The 12,927-nt window shown below is 55.7% G+C and carries 14 protein-coding genes and 1 pseudogene; 11 read left to right on the forward strand and 4 right to left on the reverse strand.

From position 1 onward, the window contains the following. Nucleotides 1–9: 9 nt before the first annotated feature. Nucleotides 10–981: an SRPBCC family protein gene (locus VJ369_RS03895; protein WP_324090815.1), complete on the reverse strand. Its 972-nt coding sequence runs from the start codon at nucleotides 979–981 to the stop codon at nucleotides 10–12. 11 nt (nucleotides 982–992) lie between these two features. Continuing rightward, complete coding sequence (locus VJ369_RS03900) at nucleotides 993–1,331, reverse strand: helix-turn-helix domain-containing protein (RefSeq protein ID WP_324090816.1); 339 nt, start codon at nucleotides 1,329–1,331, stop codon at nucleotides 993–995. A gap of 281 nt (nucleotides 1,332–1,612) precedes the next feature. On the opposite strand from VJ369_RS03900, the gene VJ369_RS03905 reads away from it, so the two are divergent. The 4 genes from VJ369_RS03905 to VJ369_RS03920 all read left to right on the forward strand — a co-directional run bounded on the left by VJ369_RS03905 (nucleotide 1,613) and on the right by VJ369_RS03920 (nucleotide 5,483). Further along, nucleotides 1,613–2,833: a helix-turn-helix domain-containing protein gene (locus VJ369_RS03905; RefSeq protein WP_324090817.1), complete on the forward strand. Its 1,221-nt coding sequence runs from the start codon at nucleotides 1,613–1,615 to the stop codon at nucleotides 2,831–2,833. A gap of 109 nt (nucleotides 2,834–2,942) precedes the next feature. After that, nucleotides 2,943–4,466 (forward strand): aldehyde dehydrogenase, encoded by a 1,524-nt coding sequence (adh, locus tag VJ369_RS03910; protein ID WP_324090818.1) that lies wholly within the window; start codon nucleotides 2,943–2,945, stop codon nucleotides 4,464–4,466. 130 nt (nucleotides 4,467–4,596) lie between these two features. Then, nucleotides 4,597–5,010: a DUF779 domain-containing protein gene (locus VJ369_RS03915; RefSeq protein ID WP_324090819.1), complete on the forward strand. Its 414-nt coding sequence runs from the start codon at nucleotides 4,597–4,599 to the stop codon at nucleotides 5,008–5,010. 17 nt (nucleotides 5,011–5,027) lie between these two features. Next, a complete protein-coding gene (locus tag VJ369_RS03920) occupies nucleotides 5,028–5,483 on the forward strand; it encodes a pyrimidine dimer DNA glycosylase/endonuclease V (RefSeq protein WP_324090820.1) in 456 nt (151 codons plus the stop codon). Nucleotides 5,484–5,515: 32 nt separating this feature from the next. On the opposite strand, the gene VJ369_RS03925 is transcribed toward VJ369_RS03920, so the two are convergent. Beyond that, nucleotides 5,516–5,968 (reverse strand): hypothetical protein, encoded by a 453-nt coding sequence (locus VJ369_RS03925; protein WP_324090821.1) that lies wholly within the window; start codon nucleotides 5,966–5,968, stop codon nucleotides 5,516–5,518. Nucleotides 5,969–6,429: 461 nt separating this feature from the next. Here VJ369_RS03925 and VJ369_RS03930 point away from each other — a divergent pair, with 461 nt between their 5' ends. From VJ369_RS03930 to VJ369_RS03960, 7 genes and pseudogenes are all read left to right on the forward strand, one after another. Continuing rightward, nucleotides 6,430–6,732 carry an urease subunit gamma gene (locus tag VJ369_RS03930; protein ID WP_324090822.1) on the forward strand — a complete coding sequence of 101 codons (303 nt, stop codon included), beginning with the start codon at nucleotides 6,430–6,432 and terminating at the stop codon, nucleotides 6,730–6,732. Nucleotides 6,733–6,745: 13 nt separating this feature from the next. After that, a pseudogene (locus VJ369_RS03935) lies at nucleotides 6,746–7,042 on the forward strand (urease subunit beta); the annotation flags it as partial. A gap of 254 nt (nucleotides 7,043–7,296) precedes the next feature. Continuing rightward, entirely contained in the window at nucleotides 7,297–9,009 is a 1,713-nt protein-coding gene (ureC, locus tag VJ369_RS03940; RefSeq protein WP_324090823.1) for an urease subunit alpha, read from the forward strand. A gap of 38 nt (nucleotides 9,010–9,047) precedes the next feature. Then, nucleotides 9,048–9,521 (forward strand): urease accessory protein UreE, encoded by a 474-nt coding sequence (gene ureE, locus VJ369_RS03945; RefSeq protein ID WP_324090824.1) that lies wholly within the window; start codon nucleotides 9,048–9,050, stop codon nucleotides 9,519–9,521. After that, complete coding sequence (locus tag VJ369_RS03950) at nucleotides 9,502–10,197, forward strand: urease accessory protein UreF (RefSeq protein ID WP_324090825.1); 696 nt, start codon at nucleotides 9,502–9,504, stop codon at nucleotides 10,195–10,197. The genes ureE and VJ369_RS03950 overlap by 20 nt, the downstream gene beginning before the upstream one ends. A 64-nt stretch (nucleotides 10,198–10,261) precedes the next feature. Beyond that, entirely contained in the window at nucleotides 10,262–10,873 is a 612-nt protein-coding gene (gene ureG / locus VJ369_RS03955; protein ID WP_324090826.1) for an urease accessory protein UreG, read from the forward strand. Beyond that, nucleotides 10,873–11,760: an urease accessory protein UreD gene (locus VJ369_RS03960; RefSeq protein WP_324090827.1), complete on the forward strand. Its 888-nt coding sequence runs from the start codon at nucleotides 10,873–10,875 to the stop codon at nucleotides 11,758–11,760. Before ureG ends, VJ369_RS03960 begins: the two co-directional genes overlap by 1 nt. 18 nt (nucleotides 11,761–11,778) lie before the next feature. Here the strand turns inward: VJ369_RS03960 and VJ369_RS03965 are convergent, their stop codons facing one another. Next, the gene (locus tag VJ369_RS03965) at nucleotides 11,779–12,762 is read right to left on the reverse strand and encodes a diaminopimelate dehydrogenase (protein WP_324090828.1); all 984 of its coding nucleotides are present in this window, start codon (nucleotides 12,760–12,762) and stop codon (nucleotides 11,779–11,781) included. Between the last annotated feature and the right edge of the window lie 165 nt (nucleotides 12,763–12,927).

Raw genomic sequence — 12,927 nt, forward strand, 5'->3', positions numbered from 1 at the left:
GAATCGCGCTCAGAGTAACGATTCGAGACGTGCGTAGCTGGCCTCCATCCCGTCGATCATTCCGGTGGCCAGCACCATGTCCCGAGTCTGAATATCCGGGTAGGTGACGACCACGGACAGTAAGGTGCCCGTGATGGTCTCGGTGAAGGTTGACTCGTTGACGGTCGCCGGATAATCGGTATCGATCATTTGCTCAGTGGTCCGTTCGTAGGACTGTGGCAAGGACTCAAGCACGGCTCCGGTGAAACCGAACCCTTGACCGGTTTCCTCGGACTGTGGCTCCCACCAATATCGGTAGGTGTCTCCGACATCTTGCGCAGTGACGCATTCGGTCATGCTCCACCCATCCGGCCCCAGCATCCAACGCTTCATAAGCTGCACCTCATGATGTGCGCGCCAGATCTGGTCGCGGGTTCCGCGAATCAGACGGCTGATGCGTACCTGAGTGTCGGACAGAATCTGAGCATCAGTGCTGAATGTTTGCCCATAGTTGCGCAGATCGATGAGGACCTGTTCGATCTGACTCATCGCCGAGCGGGTTCCGTCGATCATGCCCATCTCAACGATCTGTTCCAGTTCCTCAACAGAATCGAAGTTGGCGGTAATCGTCAGTTTTGTTCCTTCGGGAGTTGGATCGAAGGAGAAGACCGTACGTGTAGTGGGCAAATCGGCATTCGGGGTACCATCGGTATTTGCGAAACCGTCGGTGACTTCGAAGAACTTCTGGTCGACAACTTCATTCCATACCCAGTAGCCATGGAATTCTTCGCCCTCGGGGGAAGTCATGTGGTAGTTCGAACGGCCGCCTGGGGTGGCATCGTGGCGGGTGAAAGTTGCTGGGTACTCGACCGGTCCCCAAAACTTCTCGATTTGCCGCGCATCTAGATAGGCATCCCAGAGTCGGGATACCTTGACCGGAAACTCCGCATGGACGGTCAGTGAGAGGGTTTCTGGATCTTTGACAACTGATGTGACGGGCATGGGAATACTCCTTAGGTAGCCTCGTCGGAGAGGAAATCATCGAGCCTGCTGATGCGCTGGCGCCAGATATCTTCTAGGGATGTGAGTAGTTCTTGTGCATGCCGGATGGTGTCTGGCTGCCCGCGAACTATGCGTTCGCGGCCACGCGCGATTTTATTGACCAGACCGGCGACTTCCAGTGCGGCAACATGCTTTTGCACTGCTGCAAAAGACATGTCGTAACTTGCTGCCAGCTCCGAAATGCTCACCTCGGCATGTAGAGTCCGCCGCACGATGTCTCTTCGTGTGGCATCTGCCAAGGCGCGGAAGACCTTGTTAGTCTGTTCTTCGCTCAATTCATATACAACCATTTGGTTGTACGATACTCCTGATGTGAACGGTTTACAAGAGCGGTGCAGGGGAGAGTGGGTAAAAAGTTTAGATAGTAAACTTGTCGCCCAGATGTTGAGGTATTTGTAGGGGATTTGTCCTATTGTTTTCATGGATCCGAGAGCGTTCAAGTATGCTTCGGAGTTTCGCGGCGCTAAGGCAGGCGTGATCCCTGACGTGGGGGTGGCTCTTCTCAAGCCACCGGCATTCACTTAGGCTTGTGAACAATGCACAAATCCAGGTTGCTGGATAGGGGAGAGTTATGGGCGAGTCCGCCATAGATTGGACCGGCGCATCACGCCGTGCCCAGCACGCCCATGAGCTTCTGGAGACCCAGGAAGCTGGGGTGGCGGAACTGCCACTGCGCAGTGATGTGCGTGAATCTTGGAAGCGCTCATTGGCATATTCCAGCGCAATCCAAGTCCCCTCCGTGCTCAGCGATGAGCGGCTCAGGCTTGCCCGAGAGCGCAGCGAGTTGCAACGTATTTGGCCGGTTTTCGAAAAACTCTTGGTCCCCGCCGCAACTGACGCCAACCTCTTAGTCGCATTAGCTGACACCGGCGGCACCTTGTTGTGGGTCGCAGGCAGTCATGGTGCCCTGAGCCAAGCGGAAGGCGTTGGTTTCATGGCTGGCGCCGACTGGGCAGAAAGAACGGTTGGAACGTCTGCACCGGGGATGGCATTAGCTACCGGCGCTGGTTCCCAGGTCTCGGGTGCAGAGCATCTCTACGAAAGAGCTCACCAATACAGCTGCTCCGCGGTCCCCATTCGGGATCCACGCACCGGGCAGGTAATCGGCGCAATTGATCTGACTGGCGGGCCGGATGCCATTGCAACGCATTCACTACCGCTACTTCAAGCGGCGGTGATGGCGGCAGAAACTCAATTACTCCTGCCTGGTGTTGGAGTAGTGGCAGACCCGGACTATCTAGACCTTGGTCGCTCCGATGGTGCTCATCTAGGTTCCGTTCCGATCACCCTGCGCCACGCTGAAATTCTGACTTTGCTAGCCCAATATCGTGAAGGGCTGAGTACGGCTCAGCTTGTCGAGGAGCTATTTGAAAGGCCTGATGCGGCGGCGGAAGGCACCGCTAGGGCTGAAATAGTCAGGTTACGCAAGGTGCTTGCGATGGTCCCTGGGAGGACATTGACCTCGCGGCCCTATCGGTTGCAATGGGGTTTGCAAACAACAATTGGCCGGCTTTGGAAGGCTTTGGAAGAAGGCGATCTGGACGCCGCGTTGCAGATTTATTCGCCAGGGATGCTCGCGCGGTCGCAAGCTCCAGGAATTATGCTGCTGCGCTACCGTGCTGAAGCTGCGTTGCGAGAGATGGTTCTGGATCAAGGTACTGCCCATCAGCTGTTGAACTTGGGCCGTCAATTGGCTGACTCGGATTTGTTGCGTGCGGCTTTGCGGGAACTTCCAGCAGATTCACCGGCTCGTTCGCTCATCGTTGCTGAGGTTCAAGGGCTGGACGAATAGTGGAACTTGACTGCAACCTACTTGCAACCTTTGCGTGACTAGAGTCACATTCAAGGTTCCGCGGTGAAGACATCGTGGCCAGGATGACTGACTAAGGAGTCGTGCAGCAATGGGCGTTTATGCAAATCCAAACACCGATGGGGCATTGGTCGATTTTAATCCACGCTACGAGAACTATATTGGTGGCGAATGGGTTGCTCCGGTTAAGGGGATGTACTTTGAAAATGTCACTCCGGTAACCGGTAAGGTCTTCTGCGAAGTGGCGCGCTCCACTGCAGAAGACATCGAGGTAGCCTTGGATGCAGCCCACGCAGCGGCTCCAGCCTGGGGCAAGACAAGCCCGGCTGAACGCGCGGTCATCCTAAACAAGATTGCGGACCGCATCGAGGAAAACCTCGAAATGATGGCAGTGGCCGAAACTTGGGACAACGGCAAAGCCATTCGCGAGTGCCTCAACGCCGATCTGCCTTTAGCTGTGGACCACTTCCGTTACTTCGCTGGCGCTATTCGCGCCCAAGAAGGAAGCCTTTCCCAGCTGGATGAAGATACCACCGCGTACCACTATCACGAACCGCTGGGCGTAGTTGGCCAAATTATCCCTTGGAATTTCCCTATCCTCATGGCCGTGTGGAAGCTCGCGCCAGCCTTGGCGGCCGGTAACGCTATTGTGCTCAAGCCTGCGGAACAGACCCCGGTCTCGATTCTGGTTCTCATGGAATTGATTGGTGATCTGCTGCCTGCCGGCGTCCTGAATGTCGTCAACGGCTTTGGCGTGGAGTGCGGCAAGCCACTGGCCAGCAATAAGCGCATCCGCAAGATCGCGTTCACTGGTGAGACCACCACGGGTCGCTTGATCATGCAGTATGCCTCGGAAAATCTGATCCCGGTCACCCTCGAACTTGGTGGCAAGTCCCCGAATCTCTTCTTCGAGGACATCGCGGACAAGGATGATGCCTTCTACGACAAGGCCCAAGAGGGCTTCACCATGTTCGCGCTTAACCAGGGCGAGGTATGCACCTGCCCATCGCGTGCATTGATCCAGGAAAGTATCTACGACCGCTTCATGGGTGACGTCATTGCCCGTACCAAGGCCATCAAGCAGGGCCACCCGCTGGATACCGAAACCATGATGGGTGCCCAGGCATCCAACGACCAGCTCGAGAAGATCCTGTCCTACATGGATATCGGTAAGGCCGAGGGCGCCAAGGTGCTGCTTGGTGGAGGACGCGCGGACCTGGGCGGGGAGCTGTCCGGTGGTTACTACGTGCAGCCGACCATCTTTGAAGGCACCAACGACATGCGCATCTTCCAAGAGGAGATCTTCGGCCCCGTGGTAGCAGTCGCCAAATTCAAGGACTATGACGAGGCGATCACGATCGCCAATGACACCCTGTATGGCTTGGGTTCGGGCGTCTGGAGCCGCAACGGCAACGTGGCCTACCGTGCAGGGCGCGCCATCCAGGCGGGTCGTGTGTGGGTCAACCAGTATCACGCCTACCCAGCTCACTCGGCTTTCGGTGGCTACAAGTCTTCGGGTATCGGACGCGAGAACCACCTGATGATGCTGGACCACTACCAGCAGACCAAGAACTTGCTGGTCTCATACTCAGAAGACAAGCTCGGATTCTTCTAAACATGGACTACCGCCTGTAAGAGTAGGACACTGGCCTTAACGGGCTAGCTGAGGATCGTCGCCCGGATGCATCGAATAGTCGTTGCATCCGGGCGGTGATGCTTAACCAAAAAATGCAAAGGAGCACACCATGAGCACGGCTACAGAGTCTCGGGCAGTCATTGCTGGAGAAGGATTTTCTCGCGTTGCCTTTACCCAAGAAGCACTAGAACTGCTGCGCAAACTATGGGCCATTCATGGCCCGCTGATGTTCCACCAGTCAGGTGGCTGCTGTGATGGTTCTTCCCCTATGTGTTTTCAGGCAGGCGAATTCAAAACCGGCAATGCGGACATTCTCCTCGGAGTCCTAGCACTCAACGATGCGTCGGGTGAAGAACTAGGCCCAATTGATTTTTGGATGTCTAAAGAACAATTTGAATATTGGAAGCACACCAAACTGACAATCGACGTTGTTAGCGGCAGGGGGTCCGGCTTTTCGCTGGAAGCACCCGAGGGCAAACGGTTCCTCATTCGTAGCGAGATCATCGAATTTCCTACCTCGTAACCACCTAAACTAGGATGATGCGCCTTTGGTCTTTACATCCCGAATTGCTAGACACAAAAGGTCTCGTCGCCTGTTGGCGCGAGACCTTACTGGCACAGAAAGTGCTGGCCGGGCAGACCTCCGGTTACACGAACCACCCGCAGCTGGTGCGTTTGCAGTCGACAGCCGAGCCATTAACAACTGTAGGGGCTTACCTGCAGGGGATCTTAGACGAGTCGCTACGGCGTGGTTATCATTTTGACGCATCCAAAATTTTGCTTCCGGACCTCGCGACCCAGCGTGGTCAACTAGCGGTAACCAGTGAACAGCTGAATTTCGAATATCGCCACCTGCTGCGGAAACTCGAAGTGCGCTCACCGCAGGATGCCCTGATGCTCGCCGAACGGCCCTCGGCTGAGATTCCCGTCCACCCACTTTTCCATGTCATTCCTGGCCCAATTGCATCATGGGAAAAAGATGATCAAGCGGTTTGAATAGTGCAGTGCTACTCGGACTGAGGGGTTACTCAGAGTTCAGGAAGGTCCCGAACCCACGAGTTGATCCGCTCAAGCTGAGCAATATCCAAATACAAAACGATCTCTAGCTTTTCCTCCATCTGGCGCAGCAGGACCGCAGAGTCCTTAGGTAGTTCCGGCTGAGCTAGGACGGCAGTAGCTGCGATTGAGTCCCGCGGAATATCGGCCTGGCGGCACAAAAACAGGTCGCTTTGGCTGCCGGCCCACGATTCGGCAACAGAAACTCTTCCGCCAAAAAAAGTTCTCAAATCCTCGGCAAGAAACCAGCCCGCGCCAAGAACAATGTTGAATTCCGCGGCTATAGCCAATGAGCGGAATTTGAATCCGGCCGGGACACTTGTTGCCCGTAGAACAAATCCGGGTCCCTCAAGCTGTGGCACTTGGGCTAGAGCGAGGTTGAAGGATTCTGGATTGATGATTTCTTTGCGTTTGAACCAAGTCAAAAATATTTCCTTTTACGATCAGCGGTGGTACCTAGTGTTATTGAAACTAACCTTATCCGTGTGGGTCTCAGGAGCCATCTCCAAGTCGTCTTGAAACTGCCATTGCAGACGAGTTGTCCTTCTCGCCGCCAGCGTGTTCCGAAGCATTGAGCGTATTCTCGGCTGGTAACTGAAATTGAGTCCCATAGATGAAAAGCGATCTACCGTCTGCGCACCTTTCATGAACAGCGTAAACGCAACTTTTACTTATCGTAATCAATGTTTGACAGGGTGAAACTGATGTTTTGGGACAATGGGTGGTGCAATCTGCCTTGCGCGACACTTGATGCGCTTTCCTGAGGTCAGCGACCTTCGGGCTGGCTCTGCTATCCTTGCCTTAAATGCAGGATGTAAGCCTGATTTAGAGCAAGTCTGACAGCATCAAGCTACCGTCAATTTGTATATATGTTGGAAGGGACCTGATGCATTTAACTCCCCGCGAGCAAGAGAAATTAATGATCGTCGTTGCAGCCGATCTAGCTCGCCGCAGACAAGAACGCGGCTTGAAGCTAAACCACCCCGAAGCCGTGGCAATCATTACCTACGAACTCATCGAGGGGGCGCGCGACGGACGCACCGTTGCAGACCTGATGAGCTATGGCACTACGATCCTAACCCGCGAAGACGTGATGGACGGAATATCCGAGATGATTGACGACGTCCAAGTCGAAGCCACTTTTCCCGACGGAACCAAATTGGTAACCGTCCACAATCCGATTCGTTAGGACGGGAGCAGAGATGAAACCTGGAGAATACATCCTCGCCGACGACCCAATCGTCTGTAATGCAAGTCAAGAGACCCGAATCCTCAACCTGACCAATCGTGGCGACCGCCCCATTCAAGTCGGGTCCCACTACCATTTCGCCGAGGCCAACCCGCAACTAGACTTCGACCGTGTGGCAGCGCGCGGGTTCCGACTGGACATCCCTGCCGGCACAGCGGTGCGTTTCGAGCCAGGGGATGCGCGTACGGTCCACTTGGTGGAGTACGCCGGAGCGCGTGAGGTGCACGGATTCCAAGATCGAGTCAACGGTCCGGTAGGTCGCACCATCCCGGTAGTTGAAACCGAAGCCATCGGCGGTAGTGCGGGTATCGACCCGGTAATCGAGGCCGACGTGGTCGCCGACTACGATATCGATTTGCCGAATCAGAGCGAAACCGCCATCGGCTTCCACACCACATTTGGTGTTGACGAAGTTGATGAGACCCTTCCGCCTCAGCCGCATAAGCTGCGGCAGGCCGAAGAGACGCAGGCGCAGAGTTCAGACGAGGAGCAGGAGAACTAAAAATGAGCTTCGAACTTAGCCGCAAACAGTATTCGGAAATGTACGGGCCCACCACCGGCGACGCAATTCGTTTGGCAGATACCGAACTTTTCCTTGAAATCGAGAAAGACTACACCACCTACGGCGAAGAGGTAGTTTTCGGCGGCGGTAAGGTCATCCGCGACGGCATGGGGCAAAACGGCCGTCTAACCCGTGATCAGGATGTCCCGGATACCGTGATCACCAACGTGGTGGTGCTGGATTACACCGGTATTTACAAGGCAGATGTGGCCCTGCGCGACGGCCACATCTTCAAAATCGGCAAGGCCGGAAACCCGGATATCTCGGACGGCGTGGACATCATCATCGGCGCCGCCACCGACATTATCGCCGGGGAACATAAGATCCTCACCGCAGGGGCCATCGATACTCATATCCACTTTGTATCTCCAGATCAGGTACCCGTGGCTTTGTCGGCCGGAACCACCACGCTGATTGGTGGCGGTGCTGGACCTTCGGACGCGTCGAAGGCCACCACGGTGACTCCTGGCCCATGGCATATCGCCCGCATGCTGCAGGCGGTAGAGAATCTGCCAATCAACATCGGCTTGCTGGGCAAGGGGCACGCAAGCGAACGCGCACCCTTGGCGGAGCAGATCCGTGCAGGAGCTATCGGCCTGAAGATTCACGAGGACTGGGGGGCGACAACGTCCTCCATCGATAACTCGTTGAAGGTGGCTGACGAATTTGATGTGCAGGTTGCTATCCACGCGGACACGCTGAACGAATGCGGTTTCGTAGAAGACACCATCGATGCCATCGCCGGACGAGTCATTCACACTTTCCACACCGAAGGGGCCGGAGGCGGTCACGCTCCGGACATCATCCGCATGGCCGGGCTGCCAAACGTGTTGCCAGCCTCCACCAACCCGACACTTCCGTACACCGTCAATACTGTCGATGAGCACCTAGATATGCTCATGGTGGCGCATCATTTGAATGCCGATATCCCGGAAGACGTAGCCTTCGCCGACTCCCGGATTCGTCCGGAGACCATTGCAGCGGAGGACGTCTTGCACGACATGGGCGTCTTCTCCATTACTTCCTCGGACTCCCAGGCAATGGGTCGTGTCGGTGAAGTAGTGTTGCGTACCTGGCAGGTTGCCGATGCGATGAAGCGCCAGCGCGGCAAGCTGGAAGGTGACGGCAAGGTGGGAGACAATTTCCGGCTCAAACGCTACGTCGCGAAATACACGATTAATCCGGCCATCGCACACGGTATCGCCGATTCAATTGGCAGCATCGAAGAGGGGAAATTTGCCGATCTGGTCCTTTGGGATCCGGCGTTCTTCGGAGTAAAGCCAGAGATGATCATCAAGGGTGGCCAGATCATTCAGTCGGTCATGGGGGACTCCAACGGGTCTATCCCGACCCCGCAGCCGCGAACCATGCGAATGAACTTCGGCGCGCTGGGTACAGCGGTGCAGGCTTCCTCGATTACCTTCCTTTCAAAGGCAGCTATTGAAGAAGGTGTTCCCGAACGATTGCGTTTGCGTAAGGTCATCCGAGCCTGCTCTGGTATCCGCGAGTTGACTAAAGCGGATTTGAAATACAACAGCGAAACCCCGGAGATCCTTGTCGATCCGCAGACTTACCAGGTCACTGTGGACGGAGAACTGGCAACTTGTGAACCTTCCGAGGTGCTCCCCATGGCGCAGCGTTACTTCCTGTTTTAAGGATCCGCGCCGGTGCAACAAATTTTTTGAGGAGAGTAATGATCATTGAACAACTTGTGGGCAACGTCCATGAGCTGCCGGCCGAGCAGTACGCCGGAAGGCACCACGAAAAGGTCGTCTTGCCCAGTTCCGCGCTGGTCAAACGAATTCAACGGGTTACCAGCGACCACGACAGGGAATTAGGGATCCGTCTGGCTCCCGGGCCAGATCTGCGTGATGGGGACATCCTGTATCTTACGGATACCGAAATGATCACCGTGTCGGTGCTGCCCTCCGATGTGCTGGTAATCGCCCCACGCAGCATTTTGGAAATGGGTCAGGTCGCGCATGCGTTGGGCAACCGGCACCTTCAAGCGCAGTTTTTTGGTGAGGATTCCGAATATGCCGCGCAGGTCATGGTAGTTCAGTATGATCACACGGTGGCCGACTTCTTAGAACACCACCTCACCCCCTATAACCGGCAAGAACGTGTGATGCCGGTACCGTTCCGTCATGCCGAACATACCCACTAGCCCCTCGCACCTGCTGACTCTGATGCAGCTGTCCGACTCGGCGTTGCCCACCGGGTCCTTTAGCCATTCCTTTGGAATGGAAAGCTATCTAGATTCTGGGTTGGTGCATAACGAGGCGAGCTTTGCGCTATGGCTGGAATTGTTTCTTACACAGTCGCTGAGCTACACGGACGGGTTAGTAGTTCGGCTCGGACACGAGGCACTGAACGGGCAACGAATCATAGAACTGGATTCAATGATTTATGCCTCCGCATTGCCAAGGCAACTGCGTGAGGCAGCCACAAAAATGGGCAAGCGCATGCTTGAAGTTGCCTCAGTGGTTTCTCCCAGTGAAGAACTGGAAGAATACCGCCAGGCGGTTGGCTCTGGGCAGTGCGCGGGACACCCTGGGATTGCCTTCGCCTTGGGTGCCCGGGCGGCTGGGGCACCGGTCGCTGATGCGGTCAACAGCTACCTGTTCTCCACGGTGACTAGCCTGACGCAGAATGCGATTCGTGCCATCCCTTTGGGCCAGAATGCGGGACAACGAGTGCTGCGAGCTATGCACGAACCGGTCACCCGCAGCGTGGCCAAGATTTTCCGTCTTCAAGATCGTGATCTAGGTGCGGCGGTCCCCGGGCTCGAAATAGCGCAGATGCGCCACGAACACTTACGTGCGCGCATGTTCATGTCTTAGCGCTGAGACTTTGATAGGTTGACCGCCTGCTGGCGGTCATGAATAAGATTTGAGGAGTACTGTAATGGAACCAATTCGTATTGGTGTCGGAGGCCCCGTAGGGGCAGGTAAGACGCAGCTCATTGAGCGCATCACCCGTGCCCTGGATGGTGAGATTTCCATGGCGGCAATTACCAATGATATTTACACCATCGAAGACGCTAAGATTCTGGCTGCTAACGGGGTGCTTCCGTTGGATCGTATTGTGGGCATCGAAACCGGAGGCTGCCCGCATACGGCGATCCGCGAGGACACCTCGATGAACTCTTCTGCTATCGAAGAGTTGAAGCTGCTCCATCCGGACTTGCAGATTATCTTCGTTGAGTCCGGGGGCGATAACCTTTCGGCTACTTTCTCTCCGGAATTGGTGGATTTCTCGATTTACATCATTGACGTGGCCCAGGGGGAGAAAATCCCGCGCAAGGCAGGGCAGGGGATGATCAAGTCAGACTTGTTCATCATCAATAAGACCGACTTAGCTCCGTACGTTGGGGCTGATCTGTCGGTAATGGAATCAGATTCGAAGCAGTTCCGTGGCGATAAACCGTTTTGCTTCACGAATCTGAAGACCGATGATGGATTGGACAAAGTTATTGGCTGGTTGCGTCGCGACGTGCTGATGACGGATCTGGGCTAATGGCGGCGCCGACCAGGTCACGCGCTTCGGCGCTGGGCCCCACACCCTTTACCGGAAAGCTAGTTGGCGAGCTGCGGTTACACATTGGACGGCGTTCAGGTAAGGACATCGCAACAGCGCAGTATCATCAAGGTGCCCTGCGGGTGCTGCGGCCACATTACCTCGATGGAAGTGCTCAGGTTTGCTACACGATTGTGAATCCAGGTGGAGGCTATCTGGGCGCGGATCGCTATGGCATCGAGGTGGAGGTGGAGGCTGGCAGTAGCCTGCTTTTGACCACGCAGTCGGCAACCAAGGTCTATCGGACACCGCAGGGTGAAGCCACCCAGGACATGGTCATCCGTTTAGGCCCAGGCGCAGTTCTGGAATATGTGCCGGATCAGCTGATCGCTTACCGGGAGGCCAGCTACCGCCAAGACACCGTGGTGGATATGGCGGCAGATGCTTCCTTAGTGCTGTTCGAGATCCTCACTCCGGGTTGGAGCCCGGATGGCAGACTCTTCCGCTATGACCAGCTACGTTTGCGCACCGAAGTAAGAGTAGAGGGAAAGCTTGCGGTGTTGGACAACCTTTGGGTGCAGCCCGAGGAACAGTCGATTGATTCGCAACTCTACTTTCAGGATCACACCCACGTGGGGATGCTCTTGGCAGTTGACGCACGTATCGATGAGCAGCTGGTGCAATTGCTACGTGAAGAGGCGTATGCAATCGCCGCGCAGCAGCGCCAACCGGTGCACGTCGGTGTTTCTGCTACCGCCACCGCGGGGGTAGCGGTACGTACGCTGGGAAGCTCAACCGAGTCTGCTACTGCGGTAATGCTGGGGATCGTCAACCTGCTGCGCGAACGCTTTAGAGGTCAAGAACCGCTAAACCTGCGCAAGTATTAGCGCAGGTTTAGCATTTGATTAGAGCATCTCAGCGCGAAGCTCGGCGGCGCTGCGTGGTGATAACAAGCCGGGGGCAACGTCAAACACGGTCTGTGCGCCAGTGATTCCGGAGTTGTTCATCCGGTACACCGCGCGAGCGTAAGCCACCAGCACGCTGGAGGTGAACTCCGGGTTTGAACCCAGCGCCAACGAGTACTCGATGACCTGTTTCTGACTCTCGCTGGTGTTGCCCGAACGGATCACGAAGCCACCGTGTGGCATGTCCGAGTGCTCGGCCGCGAGGGTCTGCGCATCAATGAAGTTCACGGTGGTGTCGTACTGGTCGAAGTAGTGTTCCATATTCACAATTGATTCACGCACGGAGTTTTCATCCGCGCCGTCTTCGAGAACAACGTAGCACTCGCGCTGATGCTTCTCACGGGTGCTCAGCGTCGGGCGTAGTCCCGCGCGTACCTGCTCAATCGCTTCCGGGCTAGGGATGGTGTACTGCACGCCGCCAGCAACACCAGGCACGCGGCGTACCGCATCGGAGTGGCCCTGGCTTAATCCGCGGCCCCAGAAGGTGTAGGTTTCTCCGTCAGGAAGCAGTGCTTCGCCATAGACACGATTAATTGAAAACATGCCAGGGTCCCAACCGGCGGAGATCAGTGCCGTCTTGCCCGCTGCCTTCGCCGGTGCGTTGACCGTTTCATAGTATTCCGGGATGCGCGCGTGAGTGTCGAAGCTATCGACGGTATTGAACAGTGCTGCCATGCGGGGGCCTTGTTCTGGTAGATCCGATTTCGAACCACCACAGAGGATCAGCACGTCGATATCATCTACGTGGTCCGCCAGAACATCCATTGAGAAGCGTGGTGCAGGCTGAGCTAGCTGGAGGGTATCTGGATCGCGGCGGCTGTAGACGCCCACCAGCTCCATATCTGAATTTTTGGCAATTGCGGCTTGCACGCCGCGGCCGAGGTTTCCATATCCGGCAATGCCGATGCGGATTTTTGAAGACATTTGATTCACAGTCCTTCATTGACAGGTATCAGGCCATTGGCCAGGCCGGATAAAAATGTGGCGGTGGCCCAGAAGGCGAAGTGCCAATAATAGGAAGTATTCCAAAGAATCAGGTGGAAGCGTGAATAACTTGCAGCTATGTTAAATTCCGTGGACACGCCAAAA

Origin of the sequence: Glutamicibacter sp. (assembly GCF_035257265.1) — a bacterium.
Taxonomy (GTDB): Bacteria; Actinomycetota; Actinomycetes; order Actinomycetales; family Micrococcaceae; genus Glutamicibacter.